Raw genomic sequence first — 15,518 nt, 5'->3', positions numbered from 1 at the left:
TAAAAAAAGCTTCCATAAAAATGGAAGCTTTTTTTATACTATCTTTTCTAACATTGCGATATAGAGATCGATCCCTGCTCTAATTTCATCGATATAGATAAACTCATCTGCCATATGCGACCGCGCGCTATCGCCAGGTCCCAGCTTCAGAGAAGGGACAGGAATAAGAGCCTGATCGCTCATCGTCGGTGAACCGTATACTTTACGTCCCAATACAATGCCTGCTTTGACAATTGGATGCGTTTCAGGAATAGAAGAAGACTTCAGGCGCGTCGATCTCGCTGTGACCTCTGATTTTACATGAGCCTTGATAATATCCAACGTCTCTTCATTCGAATAAGCATCTGTGGTTCTGACATCGACAACAAAGTTACAAGTAGCCGGTACCACATTGTGCTGTGATCCTGCCTGAATCACGGTTACCGACATCTTAATTGGGCCTAAGGTTGACGAAGTTCTTTCAAATGTATAATTTTGAAACCATTCAATATCCTTGATCGCTTTATAGATCGCATTATCGCCCTCATTACGTGCGGCATGTCCAGCCGTTCCTAAAGCGGTACAATCCAACACCATTAGCCCCTTTTCTGCAATTGCCAAATCCAATAAGGTAGGTTCACCCACAATTGCAAAATCAATTGGACCGATATCATCCAAAACAGATTCTACACCGTTCTTACCTGAGATCTCTTCTTCAGCACTGGCGACCAGACAGAAGTTATACTTCAATTCCGTCTGCTGGTAAAAATACAAAAATGTAGCTATCAATGATACCAAACAGCCCCCAGCATCATTGCTCCCCAAGCCGAACAATTTATCTTCCTCTACAGTTGCTGCCAAAGGATCTCTCGTATAACCTGTATTTGGTTTTACTGTATCGTGATGGGAATTAAGCAATATCGTAGGTTTAGTGATATCATAATGGGCGTTATACACCCAGACATTATTGCCTTTCCGATGTGTTTTTATATCACGCTCCTGAAAGAAGCGATCAATTAAATCTGCCGTGAACTCTTCCTCTTTACTTAAAGACGACAGTCCAATTAATTGTTTTAAAAGGGCCAGAGCATCCTCAAATAGACGCTGTTTATCCTTCATGGTATAGTCCTCCTGCTTTATCCGCAGACAGTTTAATTCCTTTTATAAAAGCAGAACTAAAACCGTTATGTTCCATTTCGTTCAATCCCGCTATTGTACATCCCTTTGGTGATGTTACCTTATCAATCTCTCCTTCTGGATGAGCATTGGTATGCAATAACAAATCAGCAGCGCCTTTTGCAGTTTGAACTGCCATTTTTAATGCGTCATGCGCATGAAATCCGATTTCAACTCCACCTTGTGAAGCAGCACGAATAGCACGTAGGAAGAATGCGATACCGCAAGCACACAATGCCGTTGCCGATGTCATAAGGTCTTCATTAATGACAACCACTGAACCAACAGTTTCAAACATCTTCTCAACCTCCTTCAAACTATCGTCTGAAGCATTATCGCTGGCGATACAAGTCATTGATTGAGCTATTGCTATTGCTGTGTTGGGCATTGCCCGTATAACTGTGGTATCTGCCCCCAACTCTGCTTTTAAATCGGCACAAGAGACTCCTGACACGATGGAGACAAAAATCTGATTTGTCTTTTCAATTACAGGCGCCACTTCCACCAATACCTTTTTTAGTTGCTGAGGTAGTATTGCGAAAACAACAATATCAGCCCCCTTTACAGCTAGCCTATTATCATTACTTACTGAGAAGCCCTGGCTCGCTTCTTCGGCCAGTGCATTCAAATTTCTCCTCGTCAATGTAATATCGGCAGCATTCGCAAATTCACTTTTTACAAGTCCTTTTGCCAAAGAAAGACCGATATTACCGCTTCCGATAATGGTGACCTTTTTCATAGCGATCGTTGGGTTTAGGTTAGATTTTTATTTTAATGTCAAGCAAGTGCCAAATTGTCCTTGTTGAAACAAATGCAAATTATTAGCATTTCCAATATAGACCTCTTGAACACCTTTATTTATAGCATTGAATGCATTTTGCAACTTAGGGATCATCCCGTCATTCACCACGCCGGATTCCTTAAGATATTCAAACTCTTCTGACTTAATCGTTGGGATTACTGAATTCTCATCTGTTACATCGCGTAAAACGCCGTTCTTCTCAAAACAATAAACCAGAGAAGTTTCATATAATGAAGCCAAAGACACCGCCAATGAAGAAGCTATAGTATCCGCGTTGGTATTGAGCAATTGTCCAAGGCCATTGTGTGTAATAGCTGAAAACACAGGAACAAACCCTGCTTCCAAAAACTTTTTGATGGCCAGGGTATTTACAGAGTCATGCAACAAATCACCTACAAAGCCATAATCGATATCTTTTACAGGACGCTTTATAGCTTTTATGACATCCCCATCAGCTCCGGTTAATCCGACAGCATCGCATTTCAAATTTTGCAACTTAGCAACGATTGTCTTGTTTGTCAATCCAGCGTATACCATTGTTACAATGCGTAACATTTCCTCATTTGTAACACGACGCCCTTCTATCATTTGGGCTTCAATTCCAAGTTCACTAGCCAGGCGAGTCGCTATTTTACCACCGCCATGTACAAGAATCTTCTTCCCTGACAGTGCAGAGAACTTTTCCAAAAAAGAATCCAATTGGCGTTCATCATCAATAATATTCCCGCCAATTTTAATTATATTTAATACACTATTAGCCATTACGCAACTTTTCCCAATAAAAATAGTTTTTCAATAATCTATAGGATTGGACTATGCCAAATCCTCTAACATACGTTTCAAAACAACCTGAGCAGCCCATACACGGTTGCTAGCCTCTTTAATCACGAGTGAATTTGGTCCATCTAAAATCTCAGAAGACAATTCAAGATCTCTTCTTACTGGCAAGCAATGCATTACTTTGGCATCATTCGTCAAATTGAGCTTCTTGTTATCCATCATCCAATCTTCATCAACACCATATACCTCGCCATATTCTTGATAAGAAGACCAGTTTTTCACATAGACAAAATCAGCATTCTTTAAACTTTCTTCAAGATTATTAGATATGGTTGCTCCAGCAGTAAATTCTTCACTTAACTCATAGCCCATAGGTTGAGCTATCGTAAAATTGACTAATCCCTCTTCTTGTGCTTTGCACATCCATTCTGCAAAAGAATTAGGTACCGCTTGAGGTAATGCCTTAACATGCGGAGCCCAAGCCAATACCACTTTCGGCTTTTCAGTCTTCTTGTACTCAGTGATGGTAATCATATCTGTCAAACTCTGCAGTGGATGGCGTGTTGCACTCTCTAAAGAAACAACAGGAACACCACAGTACTTAATGAATTTGTTGAACAGGTCTTCACTATAATCCTCTTCACGATCTTTCAATTTTGGAAAGGAACGAAGTCCCAAAATATCACAATACTCGCCCATAACAGCAGCGGCCTCGCGAATATGTTCAACAGTTGTCCCGTTCATCACAACACCATCCTGTGTTTCAAGCGCCCAACCATCTTTATCCATATTCATGACCATCACATTCATGCCCAAATTCATTGCCGCTTTTTGTGTGCTCAAACGCGTACGCAAACTCGGATTCAAAAATACAAGTCCCAACGTTTTATGTTGACCAAGGTCCTGATTGTCATATGGTGCCGCTTTCAAAGCTAACGCTTCTTGAACAACGTCCGCTACACTAGACACATCCTTAACAGAGAAAAACTTTTTCATCTATATTTATTTATTCGAGTGCATTTCCAACGGGCAATCAATAGGCCCGTCACACTCAGTATATATTCTAACTACTACAGCGCAATCAAATTTACATGAGCCAATGTGTGGCTATTGGATAATTTGATCGACAGCTTTAAGGTTCTATGCAACCGTTACTGCTTTGATATGTGCTTTCAATGCCGATAAAAACTGATCAGCATGATCTTTCGTAATATTCAAAGCGGGCAACAAGCGAATCACATAAGGCTTAGCCTCTCCTGTAAAGATACGGTTCTTTAACAAGAGATCTTTCTTCACATGGGCCAAAGATTCAGGTAGTTCTATACCGATCATTAATCCTCGGCCTCTCACTTCTACAATTTCTTCGATTTGCTTAAGCTCATCAATAAGATATTGTCCGACTTGAGCCGCATTCTCCATCAGTTTATCTTGTTGGATAATCTCCAATACAGCCAGTGCGGCAGCACATGCGAGATGATTGCCACCAAATGTCGTCCCCAAACTCCCGTAAGTCGCTTTAAATTTGGGCGATATACTGATTGCACCGATTGGAAAACCATTGCCCATACCTTTTGCCATCGTGTAAATATCGGCTTCGACGCCCGAATAGTCCTGTGCATAGAATAAGCCTGTTCTTCCATATCCACATTGCACTTCGTCCGCAATAAACACAGCATTATATTGATCGCAAAGAGAGCGAATCAACTGAAGAAACGATACTGACGCTTCCCTGATTCCACCTACGCCCTGAATACTTTCTACGATAACAGATGAAATTTCATTACCATATGATGCGAAAGCCTCAGTCAAAGCCTCTTCATCATTGAAAGGAAGAAATACAATATTATCGGTCTCGTTGACGGGAGCCACGATACTCGGGTTATCTGTTGCCGCTACGGCCAATGAGGTTCTTCCATGAAAAGCTTTTGAAAACGCTATGACTTTTTTTCGCTTATTGTAAAAAGAAGCCAGCTTCAATGCGTTTTCATTTGCTTCCGCGCCAGAATTGCAAAGAAATAAATCATAATCAACCTTTCCCGAAACTTCCCCTAGCAATCGGGCAAGTTCACGCTGAATTGGAATCTCGACAGAGTTGGAATAGAACCCAATACGGTTCAATTGTTCTGTGATGCGTTGTACATAATGTGGGTGCGTGTGTCCGATCGATATCACAGCATGGCCACCATACAAGTCCAAGTAAGCATTTCCTTCGGCATCCCACACCGTTGATCCATTAGCCTTTACTATGTTAATGGGATTAATGGGATAAACATCAAATGGTTTCATCTTAATGAATTATAGATTGATAAACGAAATAGCTAGTAATAGAAAAAGCTATCAGATTTTAGCAATACAAATATATTAGTTATAACGGTAGGAATGGTCATAAAATAAAAAAAGTCCCCTTAAAAAGAGGACTTTTTTATGCTAGATCAGAAGAAGACTATTCTCCGTCTACTTTTTCTTCACTTTCTACTTCAGCTTTAACTTCTGCAGGAGCTTCAGTTTCAGCAGTAGTAGCTTTTTTAGCACCACCACGACGACGAGTAGCTTTTTTCTCAGCAGCAGCAGCTTTTTTACCGTAGATTTCGTTGTAATCAACTAGTTCGATGAAAGCCATTTCCGCGTTATCACCTAAACGGTTTTCCATTTTGATGATACGAGTGTAACCACCTGGACGGTTAGCTACTTTTTCAGAAATTTCGCGGAATAAGATAGAAACAGCGTCTTTATCTTTCAAATAAGCGAATACTGTACGACGAGAGTGTGTTGTGTCGTTTTTAGATTTAGTAATCAAAGGCTCAACATACGTACGTAATGCTTTAGCTTTAGCCAAAGTAGTTGTAATACGTTTGTGTAGGATTAATGATGTTGCCATGTTAGCCAACATTGCTTTTCTATGGCTATCCGTACGGCCTAAGTGATTTACTTTTTTTCCGTGTCTCATTTTGATTTTATTATACTAATCGTACCGTTTTTGTATATGTCATTTATGTGAACATCACATATCCAGACAGCCAAAAGGAATTACGACTAGTGGTCGCTTAATAAATTATTATTCTTCGTCTAATTTGTATTTTGCCAAGTTCATTCCGAATGATAAACCTTTCGATTTAACCAATTCTTGGATTTCACTTAACGATTTTTTACCGAAGTTTCTGAATTTCAACATATCAGCTACGTCATAAGTTACTAACTCAGCCAATGTGCGAATATCCGCAGCTTTCAAACAGTTCAATGCACGAACTGAAAGATCAAGATCTACTAATTCTGTTTTCAAGATCTTACGCATATGTAAGATTTCTTCATCAACAACTTTAGTTTCTTCTTTCGTTTGAGACTCAAGAAGCATATTCTCATCAGAGAATAAAATAAAGTGTTGAATTAAGATCTTAGCAGCTTCTTTCAAAGCTTCTTCGGGGTGAATTGAGCCATCAGTAGAGATATCCAACAACAATTTCTCGTAGTCAGTCTTTTGCTCTACACGGTAATTCTCAATGGTATATTTAACATTCTTGATCGGAGTAAAGATCGAATCGATTGCGATAACACCTACTGGAGCATCAACAACTTTATTCTCATCAGCATTTACGTATCCACGACCTTTGGCAATACTCAATTCCAATTCAATTGTCACTGAATTATCCATGTTACAGATTACCATGTCTGGGTTTAAGACCGTAAAGTTATTAGAGAATTTTGTGATATCACCAGCTAAGAATTGCTCTTGACCATTGATTACTACAAATACCTTTTCGTTGTCACCAATCTCACCTGTTTTTTTGAAACGAATTTGTTTCAAATTCAAGATAATTTCAGTTACGTCTTCAACAACACCTTTGATCGTTGAAAATTCGTGCGAAACGCCAGAAAACCTTATCGACGTAATTGCATATCCTTCTAAAGAGGACAATAGAATACGGCGCAAAGCATTACCAATGGTTACACCAAAACCAGGCTCCAATGGACGAAATTCAAACGTACCATCAAAATCCGTAGATTTTTGCATGATAACTTTATCCGGTCTTTGAAATGCTAAAATTGCCATTTATTTTCTTTTAATGTTTTATTTGTAATAATAATTGTAATACAATAGAAGATGCATACCCCAAAAATTGGACTATGCATTCTTCTATTTTATTTATTATTTAGAGTATAACTCAACGATTAAGTTCTCTTTGATGTTTTCAGGAATGTCAGCTCTTTCTGGATAGCTTAAGAAAGTACCTGTCAATTCTTTCGCATTCCACTCTAACCAAGAAAATTTGTTTACAGTACGACCTGTAACTGAATTTGTGATGGCTTCAAGTGTTTGAGAACGTTCACGAACTGCTACAACGTCACCTGGACGCAAGCTATATGATGGAATGTTAACAACTTCGCCGTTAACAGTAACGTGTTTATGGGATACCAACTGACGAGCAGCGGCACGAGAAGTAGCGATACCTAAACGGTAAACTACGTTATCCAAGCGAGCTTCTAACAATTTCAAGAAGATCTCACCTGTAATACCTTGTTTAGAGGCAGCTTTAACAAATAAGTTTGAGAACTGACGCTCCAATACACCGTAAGTGTATTTTGCTTTTTGTTTTTCTAACAACTGAATAGCATATTCAGATTGTTTACCTCTGCGTTTAGAAGCTCCATGTTGTCCAGGAGGGTAATTTTTCTTTTCTAACGCTTTATCTGGGCCGAAGATCGGCTCTCTAAATTTACGGGCAATTTTGGACTTAGGTCCTGTATATCTAGCCATTTTCTTTTACAATTAAAGTATCTATCAGCCTATAGCCGATGAATCTTATCTTTAAATTAATTAAACTCTTCTGCGTTTTGGAGGACGACAACCGTTGTGAGGAAGTGGAGTGATATCTTTGATAGTAGTCACATCAATTCCTACTGTTTGCAATGTTCTGATTGCCGATTCGCGACCAGCACCAGGTCCTTTAACAAACACTTCAACTTTACGTAAACCCAAGTCGTGAGCAACTTTTCCACAGTCTTGTGCAGCTTGACCAGCAGCGTATGGAGTGTTCTTTTTAGAACCACGGAAACCCATTTTACCAGCACTAGACCAAGAAATAGTTTGACCTTGATTATTTGTCAAAGTTACAATGATATTGTTAAACGTTGCGTTAATGTGAGCCTGACCTACAGGTTCGATAACAACGATACGCTTTTTTGCAGCTTTTTTAGTTTTAGCCATTTCTTATTTATTATTTAGTAGCTTTTTTCTTGTTTGCAACTGTCTTACGTTTACCTTTACGAGTACGTGAGTTGTTTTTAGTACGTTGACCACGAACTGGTAAGTGTTTACGGTGACGCAATCCACGGTAACAACCGATATCCATTAAACGTTTGATGTTTAATTGAATTTCGGAACGCAATGCACCTTCAACTTTCAATTCGTCGTTAATGATGGTACGAATTGCTGCCAATTGCTCATCATTCCACTCTTGTACCTTCACATCTTCGCTGATACCAGCTTTTTCCAAGATATATTCAGCTCTTGTACGACCGATACCAAAAATATAGGTAAGGCCGATCACACCTCTTTTGTTTTTAGGTAAATCAATACCTGCTATCCTTGCCATATAATATTAAGCTATTATTTTTTTAATGAATTAACCCTGACGTTGTTTAAACTTTGGGTTCTTTTTGTTGATTACAAAAACTTTACCTTTACGACGGATGATCTTACAGTCCGCGCTACGTTTTTTTATTGATGCTCTTACTTTCATGATATTTATTTTTTCAAAAGCTTGCGCTAATACAAGGGCTTACGGCTATTTATAGCGATAAGTAATCCTTCCTTTAGTCAAATCATACGGAGACATTTCCAATTTAACTTTATCACCAGGTAAAATTTTGATATAGTGCATGCGCATTTTACCAGAAATATGGGCAATGATTTCATGTCCATTTTCCAACTCTACCCTAAACATAGCATTAGAAAGTGCCTCTCTAATTATACCGTCTTGTTCTATTGAGGCTTGTTTAGCCATATATTCTCGATTAAATTTAATTTAAAAGCCTGCGAACAGGAGTGCAAAGATAAATAAAAATAATTGAAAACCAACTACTTTTTGTTCAAAACTTTCTCTACATGTTCGAATGTCAGCAACACATCTGGTTCTCCTTTTCGGATTGCAACCATCTGTTCGAAGTGCGCTGATAATTTCCCATCCACTGTACTTACTGTCCAACCATCATCCCAAAAACGCACACCCGCACGCCCCGCATTGATCATCGGTTCGATACAAATAACCAAACCCTCTTCCAATTTAGGACCAGCACCTCGTTTTCCATAATTAGGAACCTCAGGTTTTTCATGTAAGTGATAACCAACTCCGTGTCCAACCAGCTCGCGAACAATTCCGAATCCGAATTTGTTCACATACTCCTGAACAGCTGAAGAAATATCCCCAACACGTTTACCAGCCACCGCCTGTTCAACACCTTTGTACAATGATTCCTTTGTTACATCCAATAACAACTGTGCTTCCTCAGATATTTCACCTACACCAAAGGTGTATGCTGAATCACTGATAAAGCCGTTCAGATTGACACCACCATCGACCGAAACAAGATCTCCATCTTTAATTTCATAATCACTTGGAAAGCCGTGTACAATTTGATCGTTGACAGATATACACAAAGAATATGGAAATCCCTGATAATTTAAGAACGCAGGCGTCCCGCCGTTATCATGAATATACTCATAAGCTAATTTATCAAGAGATATAGTCTTTACCCCAGGTTTAATCACTTTTGCGATTTCACCAAGCAATTGCGAAAGCACATCTGCTGACTTCCGCAATTGCTCTATATCTTCTGCTGACTTATAAAATACTTTAGACATCTAAAGAAATTAAATTGCCGAATGATCCATTCCCTCAACAGACGCGGCCGAACGACCTTTAATACGACCTGTTTTCATTAATCCATCGTAATGACGCATCAATAAATGAGATTCGATCTGTTGCAAAGTATCCAACACCACACCTACTAAAATCAATAATGACGTACCACCGTAGAAGTGCGCAAATTGATTATTAATACCAAACAAACTTGCAATAGCAGGTAGAATAGCAATGATCGCTAGGAAAATTGCACCTGGAAATGTAATATTTGATATTACGCGGTCTATAAAATTACTAGTTTCCAATCCCGGTTTAATACCCGGTACAAAACCTCCGTTCTTCTTCATGTCGTCCGACATCTGTTGTGGGTTCACCATAATCGCTGTATAGAAAAACGTAAATGCGATAATTAACACCGCAAATGTCACGTTATATGCTACAGAAGTATAGTTACTCAACGAAGTCAAAAATTCCGACTGAAGATTTGGGAAGAACTGTCCTAAACTCATTGGCACAAACATGATTGCCTGCGCAAAAATGATAGGCATTACACCTGCAGCATTTACCTTTAAAGGTATATACTGACGTACTCCACCGACTTGCTTGTTTCCAACGATTTTCTTCGCGTATTGTACAGGGATCTTACGAACACCTTGTACGATCAAGATCGTAAAGATCACAACAAAGAACAAAGCTACAAATTCAAGCAACAATGGAATTGGACCACCACCACCTTTCGCCATTCTAGAAACCCATTCCGCAGTGATACCACTTGGCAATTGAGCGATAATACCAGTCATGATGATCAAAGAAATACCATTACCGATACCTTTATCAGTAATTTTTTCCCCTAACCACATCACAAATAAAGTACCGCCTGTCAAAACTATAGCAGTTAGAATAGTGAATAATGGGTCAGCTATTGTCTTAGCACTTGGCTCGATTTGAGTACGTACATAAGCAAAAGCCTGAAGCAAAGTAATCCCTAAAGTTAAATAGCGAGTAATTTGATTCATTTTTTGACGACCACTTTCCCCTTCCTTCTGCATCTTTTGGAAGTAAGGAACCGCGATGCCCAGCAATTGAACAACAATGGATGCCGAGATATATGGCATTACCCCTAAAGCAAAGATAGCCGAACGAGAGAAAGATCCCCCCGCAAACATATCCAGTAAGCCCAATAAACCCTCTTTTTGACCAGAAGCCAAAGCATGAGGATTTACACCTGGTAATACCACGTGACATCCAATACGGTAAATCAAAAGAAAAAGTAAGGTATTTAGAATACGCGTACGTAAATCATCGATTTTCCAAATATTGGTTAAGGTTGTGATTAGTTTCTTCATTTATTAAATTTTAACGATAGAACCGCCTGCAGCTTCAATAGCTTTTTGAGCAGAAGCAGTAAACGCGTGCGCTGTTACTTCAACTTTAGCTTTCAATTCACCGCGACCCAAGATTTTAACTTTGTCATTTTTAGACACTAAACCATGAGCTTTCAATGCGTCGAAATCTACAGCTGTTAAATTGTATTTCTCGATCAACGCTTGTAAAGTATCTAGGTTTACACCATTGTACTCAACACGGTTGATGTTTTTGAAACCAAATTTAGGCACACGACGTTGCAAAGGCATTTGACCACCTTCGAAACCGATTTTCGTAGAGTGACCTGAACGAGAACCAGCACCTTTGTGACCACGCGTTGAAGTACCACCACGACCAGAACCAGTACCACGGCCAATACGTTTGCTACTTTTTACTGCACCTTTTGCAGGTTTTAAATTACTTAAGTTCATTTTTAAACTAAATTGTGCTAGCCCTTCGCTCTCACTAAACAGGTACTAGCGATTAAAAAATAATGATTATTAATAACAAGTAATGGAAGAAGCCCAAAGACCTCTTCCATATGCTAATATTAAATAGTTTCGATAGCTACTAAATGGTTTACTTTACGTACCATTCCAATAATTGATGGAGTAGCTTCAACTTCTACTGAGTGGTTGATTCTTTTCAAACCCAATGCCTCAATAGTTTTCTTTTGGCGCTCGCTTCTGTCGATAACGCTCTTTATCTGGGTGATTTTGATTTTTGCCATGATAATTAACCGTTAAATACTTTATTCAAATCGACACCGCGGTGTTGTGCTACTGTATACGCATCACGCATTTCTGCTAAAGCAGTTACAGTTGCTTTTACCACGTTGTGTGGGTTAGAAGAACCTAATGATTTAGCCAATACATCTTTGATACCAGCAGACTCCAATACTGCACGCATTGCACCACCTGCTAAAACTCCTGTACCACCTACAGCTGGTTTAATCAAAACTGAACCACCAGAATATTTACCATATTGCGCGTGAGGAACAGTACCTTTGATAATAGGAACTTTTACCAAATTTTTCTTTGCGTCATCGATACCTTTCGTGATTGCTTCAGTTACCTCTTTAGCTTTACCTAAACCGTAACCTACGATACCGTTTTCATCACCTACTACAACAATTGCAGAGAAGCTGAAAGTACGACCACCTTTAGTAACTTTAGCTACACGTTGGATACTTACTAAGCGATCTTTTAATTCAATTTCGCTTGATTTTACTCTTTTTATATTGCTTAATGCCATTTCTTTCTATGATTAAAAGTCTAAACCGCCTTCGCGAGCACCTTCAGCCAAAGATTTGATACGGCCATGGTATAAGTACCCATTACGGTCAAAAACTACTTTATTAATACCTGCTGCTACTGCTTTTTCAGCCACCAATTTACCTACAGCTTTAGATTGATCAACTTTGTTACCAGATGCAACAAACTCTTTTGACAAGCTAGATGCAGCAACTAATGTTTTACCTGCATTGTCATCAATGATTTGCGCATAGATACCTTTGTTACTTCTAAAAACCGATAAACGTGGACGTTCAGACGTTCCAGCAAGGTTTTTTCTGATTCCTTTTTTGATTCTCTCTCTACGAGATGCTTTTTGTCCTGCCATGATTATTATTTTTTAGCTGATTTACCTGCTTTTCTTCTCAATACTTCACCTGCAAACTTAACACCTTTTCCTTTGTAAGGTTCTGGTTTACGGAAGCCACGGATTTTAGCCGCTACCTGACCGATCAATTGTTTGTCAGCACACTCTAAAGTGATTGTAGGGTTTTTACCTTTGTCAGCAGTAGTTGATACTTTAACCTCGTTTGGCAATACAAAAACAATCTGGTGAGAGAAACCTAAAGTTAACTCTAATACATTACCAGTACTTGAAGCACGGTAACCTACACCGACTAACTCTTGCGTAGTTTTGTAACCTTCAGTCACACCGTGAACCATGTTAGCCAACAGGGAACGGTATAGACCGTGTAATGCTTTGTGTTTCTTTTGATCAGTTGGACGTGTTACAACGATATTACCCTCTTCTTGAGCAATCGTGATGTCACGGTCAACTTGTTGTGTTAATTCGCCTTTAGGACCTTTTACTGAAACTAAGTTTTTGTCCGAAATAGTAACAGTTACCCCAGCAGGGATAGCGATAGGCGCTTTTCCAATTCTTGACATTTCTTTGTGCTTTTACCTAGATTAATAAACGTAACATAAAACTTCACCACCAACATTTTGAAGTCTAGCTTCCTTATCTGTCATTACACCTTTCGATGTTGACAAGATAGCAATACCTAAACCGTTCAAAACACGAGGCATAGTATCAACGCTTGCATACTTTCTTAAACCAGGTTTACTCACACGTGTCAACGTACGAATAGCCGGAATTTTGCTAATTGGATTATATTTCAATGCGATTTTGATCGTACCCTGTACGCCATTCTCATCGAATTTGTAATTAGCAATGTAACCTTTATCAAAAAGAACTTTAGTGATCTCTTTTTTTAGGTTCGATGCAGGAATTTCAACAACCCTGTGGTTGGCCTTGATGGCATTCCTTACTCGTGTAAGGTAATCCGCAATTGGATCTGTAGTCATTATATATGAAAATTTGTGACAGCGGTTTCCCTCCCAACCGTTGGTATGGGACCTTCTATCTGTTAAACAATTTTAAAATGCAAAAACCCCGGCAATCCTCAGTTGAATTGCCCGGGCAAAATTAAGTATTTTTTTTTAATTACCAAGAAGCTTTTTTCACCCCTGGGATTTTGCCATCTAAAGCCATCTCACGGAATGTTACACGAGAGATACCGAATTGACGCATATATCCTTTAGGACGGCCAGTCAATTTACAACGATTGTGTAAACGTACTGGAGAAGCATTTTTAGGCAATTTATCTAATGCAACGTAATCGCCAGCAGCTTTTAATTCTGCACGTTTTGCCGCATATTTAGCTACCAATTTAGCGCGTTTTACTTCGCGTGCTTTTAATCCTTCTTTAGCCATTGTTATTAGTATTTTGATTTTTAAATGGTAAACCGAATTGTTTCAACAATTCTAAAGCCTCAACATCATTTTGAGCAGAAGTCACGAAAGTGATATCCATACCTTGGATCTTGTTGATTTTATCAATGTTGATCTCAGGGAAAATGATTTGCTCAGTGATACCTAAGTTATAGTTACCACGTCCGTCGAAACCTTTATCGTTGATACCGCGGAAGTCACGAATACGTGGAAGCGATACTGCTACCAAACGATCCAAGAATTCAAACATATTGTTGTCACGTAAAGTAACACGTGCCCCTACAGGCATACCTTTACGTAATTTAAAGTTTGAAATATCTTTTTTCGATTTTGTAGCAACGGCTTGTTGACCTGTGATTAAAGTCAACTCAGCAATAGCGTTATCGATTAATTTTTTGTCAGCTGTTGCAGCTCCTACGCCTTGTGAAACAACGATTTTCTCAAGTTTAGGAACCTGCATAATACTTTTATACTGAAATTTTTCTTGAAGTGCTTTACGGATTTCTTCCGCATATTTCACTTTTAATCTTGGTACGTAAGTCATTATTTAATTTCCTCCCCTGATTTTTTAGCGTAACGAACTAATTTACCATCTGCATTTAACTTACGACCTACACGTGTAGTTGCACCTGTTTTAGGATCGATAACAGCTAAATTAGAGATGTGAATACCAGCTTCTTTCTCAATGATACCACCATTAGGATTAGCTGCACTTGGTTTAGTGTGTTTTTTTACGATGTTAGCGCCCTCAACGATAGCTCTATTTTTATCCACTAAAACAGTTAATACTTTTCCTTGAACACCTTTAGAGTTACCAGCGATAACTTTCACTAAATCACCTTTTTTAATTTTGATTTTGTGCGTAGTTGTTTTTGTTTTCTGTGCCATAATTATAAAACCTCCGGTGCTAATGATACAATTTTCATGAACTGTTTCTCACGCAACTCTCTAGCAACAGGGCCAAAGATACGTGTACCACGTGGTTCATCATTATTATTTAATAATACAGCGGCGTTGTCATCGAAACGGATATATGAACCATCTTTACGACGGATTTCCTTTTTCGTTCTAACGACTACTGCTTTAGAAACGGAACCTTTTTTCACGTTTCCTGAAGGCATAGCGCTTTTCACCGATACAACAATCTTATCTCCGATTGATGCATAACGCTTGCGCGTACCGCCCAATACACGGATTACTAAAACTTGTTTAGCACCGCTATTGTCAGCTACATTAAGTCTTGATTCTTGTTGTACCATGTTATTTAGCTCTTTCTATAATTTCAACTAATCTCCAGTTTTTTGTTTTACTCAGCGGACGAGTTTCCATGATTAATACCGTATCGCCGATACCGCAGGTATTAGTTTCGTCATGAGCTTTAAATTTAGTAGTTTTTTTAACGAACTTACCATAAATCGGGTGTTTCACTTTACGTTCCACTGATACCACGATAGATTTGTCCATCTTGTTGCTAACTACTAAGCCGATTCTTGTTTTTCTTAAATTTCTTTCCATTTCGACTTTAAATT

Annotated in this window: 25 protein-coding genes; all 25 read right to left on the bottom strand. The window is 38.8% G+C overall.

What is annotated here, in order from left to right; genetic code table 11:
* Nucleotides 1–33: 33 nt before the first annotated feature.
* The 25 genes from ACHWSC_RS15210 to rpsQ all read right to left on the bottom strand — a co-directional run bounded on the left by ACHWSC_RS15210 (nt 34) and on the right by rpsQ (nt 15,504).
* A complete protein-coding gene (locus ACHWSC_RS15210) occupies nt 34–1,098 on the bottom strand; it encodes a M20 family metallo-hydrolase (protein WP_394677299.1) in 1,065 nt (354 codons plus the stop codon).
* Entirely contained in the window at nt 1,088–1,894 is an 807-nt protein-coding gene (proC, locus tag ACHWSC_RS15205) for a pyrroline-5-carboxylate reductase (protein ID WP_205399880.1), read from the bottom strand. Before proC ends, ACHWSC_RS15210 begins: the two co-directional genes overlap by 11 nt.
* Nucleotides 1,895–1,921: 27 nt before the next feature.
* Nucleotides 1,922–2,719 carry an acetylglutamate kinase gene (argB, locus tag ACHWSC_RS15200; protein WP_205399882.1) on the bottom strand — a complete coding sequence of 266 codons (798 nt, stop codon included), beginning with the start codon at nt 2,717–2,719 and terminating at the stop codon, nt 1,922–1,924.
* Between the two features lie 51 nt (nt 2,720–2,770).
* The gene (locus tag ACHWSC_RS15195; protein WP_394677298.1) at nt 2,771–3,733 is read right to left on the bottom strand and encodes an acetylornithine carbamoyltransferase; all 963 of its coding nucleotides are present in this window, start codon (nt 3,731–3,733) and stop codon (nt 2,771–2,773) included.
* 144 nt (nt 3,734–3,877) lie between these two features.
* The gene (locus ACHWSC_RS15190) at nt 3,878–5,023 is read right to left on the bottom strand and encodes an aspartate aminotransferase family protein (RefSeq protein WP_201666556.1); all 1,146 of its coding nucleotides are present in this window, start codon (nt 5,021–5,023) and stop codon (nt 3,878–3,880) included.
* Between the two features lie 157 nt (nt 5,024–5,180).
* Nucleotides 5,181–5,684, bottom strand: coding sequence for a 50S ribosomal protein L17 (gene rplQ / locus ACHWSC_RS15185; protein WP_120333132.1), 504 nt, complete (start codon nt 5,682–5,684; stop codon nt 5,181–5,183).
* A 108-nt stretch (nt 5,685–5,792) separates the two neighbouring features.
* Complete coding sequence (locus ACHWSC_RS15180) at nt 5,793–6,785, bottom strand: DNA-directed RNA polymerase subunit alpha (protein ID WP_046674887.1); 993 nt, start codon at nt 6,783–6,785, stop codon at nt 5,793–5,795.
* Nucleotides 6,786–6,881: 96 nt separating this feature from the next.
* Nucleotides 6,882–7,490 (bottom strand): 30S ribosomal protein S4, encoded by a 609-nt coding sequence (gene rpsD / locus ACHWSC_RS15175; protein ID WP_394677297.1) that lies wholly within the window; start codon nt 7,488–7,490, stop codon nt 6,882–6,884.
* 60 nt (nt 7,491–7,550) lie between these two features.
* Nucleotides 7,551–7,940 (bottom strand): 30S ribosomal protein S11, encoded by a 390-nt coding sequence (gene rpsK / locus ACHWSC_RS15170; protein WP_046674885.1) that lies wholly within the window; start codon nt 7,938–7,940, stop codon nt 7,551–7,553.
* Nucleotides 7,941–7,950: 10 nt separating this feature from the next.
* Nucleotides 7,951–8,328: a 30S ribosomal protein S13 gene (rpsM, locus tag ACHWSC_RS15165; protein WP_046674884.1), complete on the bottom strand. Its 378-nt coding sequence runs from the start codon at nt 8,326–8,328 to the stop codon at nt 7,951–7,953.
* A gap of 30 nt (nt 8,329–8,358) precedes the next feature.
* Complete coding sequence (gene ykgO, locus ACHWSC_RS15160) at nt 8,359–8,475, bottom strand: type B 50S ribosomal protein L36 (RefSeq protein WP_013665024.1); 117 nt, start codon at nt 8,473–8,475, stop codon at nt 8,359–8,361.
* 45 nt (nt 8,476–8,520) lie between these two features.
* Nucleotides 8,521–8,739 carry a translation initiation factor IF-1 gene (gene infA / locus ACHWSC_RS15155; protein WP_002997456.1) on the bottom strand — a complete coding sequence of 73 codons (219 nt, stop codon included), beginning with the start codon at nt 8,737–8,739 and terminating at the stop codon, nt 8,521–8,523.
* 74 nt (nt 8,740–8,813) lie between these two features.
* Nucleotides 8,814–9,596, bottom strand: a complete 783-nt coding sequence (gene map, locus ACHWSC_RS15150; RefSeq protein ID WP_120333131.1) for a type I methionyl aminopeptidase — start codon at nt 9,594–9,596, stop codon at nt 8,814–8,816.
* A 9-nt stretch (nt 9,597–9,605) separates the two neighbouring features.
* On the bottom strand, nt 9,606–10,943 hold the full coding sequence (gene secY, locus ACHWSC_RS15145) for a preprotein translocase subunit SecY (protein ID WP_046674882.1): 1,338 nt from the start codon (nt 10,941–10,943) through the stop codon (nt 9,606–9,608).
* A 3-nt stretch (nt 10,944–10,946) separates the two neighbouring features.
* Complete coding sequence (gene rplO, locus ACHWSC_RS15140; RefSeq protein WP_046674881.1) at nt 10,947–11,393, bottom strand: 50S ribosomal protein L15; 447 nt, start codon at nt 11,391–11,393, stop codon at nt 10,947–10,949.
* Nucleotides 11,394–11,512: 119 nt separating this feature from the next.
* Nucleotides 11,513–11,692 carry a 50S ribosomal protein L30 gene (rpmD, locus tag ACHWSC_RS15135; RefSeq protein WP_046674880.1) on the bottom strand — a complete coding sequence of 60 codons (180 nt, stop codon included), beginning with the start codon at nt 11,690–11,692 and terminating at the stop codon, nt 11,513–11,515.
* Nucleotides 11,693–11,697: 5 nt separating this feature from the next.
* Complete coding sequence (rpsE, locus tag ACHWSC_RS15130; RefSeq protein ID WP_075990876.1) at nt 11,698–12,216, bottom strand: 30S ribosomal protein S5; 519 nt, start codon at nt 12,214–12,216, stop codon at nt 11,698–11,700.
* A 12-nt stretch (nt 12,217–12,228) separates the two neighbouring features.
* The gene (gene rplR, locus ACHWSC_RS15125; protein WP_088160091.1) at nt 12,229–12,582 is read right to left on the bottom strand and encodes a 50S ribosomal protein L18; all 354 of its coding nucleotides are present in this window, start codon (nt 12,580–12,582) and stop codon (nt 12,229–12,231) included.
* 5 nt (nt 12,583–12,587) lie between these two features.
* Nucleotides 12,588–13,142, bottom strand: a complete 555-nt coding sequence (rplF, locus tag ACHWSC_RS15120; RefSeq protein WP_088160090.1) for a 50S ribosomal protein L6 — start codon at nt 13,140–13,142, stop codon at nt 12,588–12,590.
* 21 nt (nt 13,143–13,163) lie between these two features.
* Nucleotides 13,164–13,565 carry a 30S ribosomal protein S8 gene (gene rpsH, locus ACHWSC_RS15115; RefSeq protein WP_223584601.1) on the bottom strand — a complete coding sequence of 134 codons (402 nt, stop codon included), beginning with the start codon at nt 13,563–13,565 and terminating at the stop codon, nt 13,164–13,166.
* Between the two features lie 136 nt (nt 13,566–13,701).
* Entirely contained in the window at nt 13,702–13,971 is a 270-nt protein-coding gene (gene rpsN / locus ACHWSC_RS15110; RefSeq protein WP_028071569.1) for a 30S ribosomal protein S14, read from the bottom strand.
* Complete coding sequence (rplE, locus tag ACHWSC_RS15105) at nt 13,964–14,533, bottom strand: 50S ribosomal protein L5 (RefSeq protein ID WP_046674875.1); 570 nt, start codon at nt 14,531–14,533, stop codon at nt 13,964–13,966. Before rplE ends, rpsN begins: the two co-directional genes overlap by 8 nt.
* Nucleotides 14,533–14,877: a 50S ribosomal protein L24 gene (gene rplX / locus ACHWSC_RS15100; RefSeq protein WP_070570406.1), complete on the bottom strand. Its 345-nt coding sequence runs from the start codon at nt 14,875–14,877 to the stop codon at nt 14,533–14,535. Before rplX ends, rplE begins: the two co-directional genes overlap by 1 nt.
* A gap of 2 nt (nt 14,878–14,879) precedes the next feature.
* A complete protein-coding gene (gene rplN / locus ACHWSC_RS15095) occupies nt 14,880–15,248 on the bottom strand; it encodes a 50S ribosomal protein L14 (RefSeq protein WP_046674873.1) in 369 nt (122 codons plus the stop codon).
* Between the two features lies 1 nt (nt 15,249).
* Nucleotides 15,250–15,504, bottom strand: a complete 255-nt coding sequence (rpsQ, locus tag ACHWSC_RS15090) for a 30S ribosomal protein S17 (RefSeq protein WP_046674872.1) — start codon at nt 15,502–15,504, stop codon at nt 15,250–15,252.
* Nucleotides 15,505–15,518 lie beyond the last annotated feature (14 nt).

Source organism: uncultured Sphingobacterium sp., from assembly GCF_964277905.1.
Lineage (GTDB): Bacteria > Bacteroidota > Bacteroidia > Sphingobacteriales > Sphingobacteriaceae > Sphingobacterium > Sphingobacterium siyangense.
Note: the sequence above shows the minus strand (reverse complement) of the source record. Positions and strands in the feature narration are given on the sequence as shown.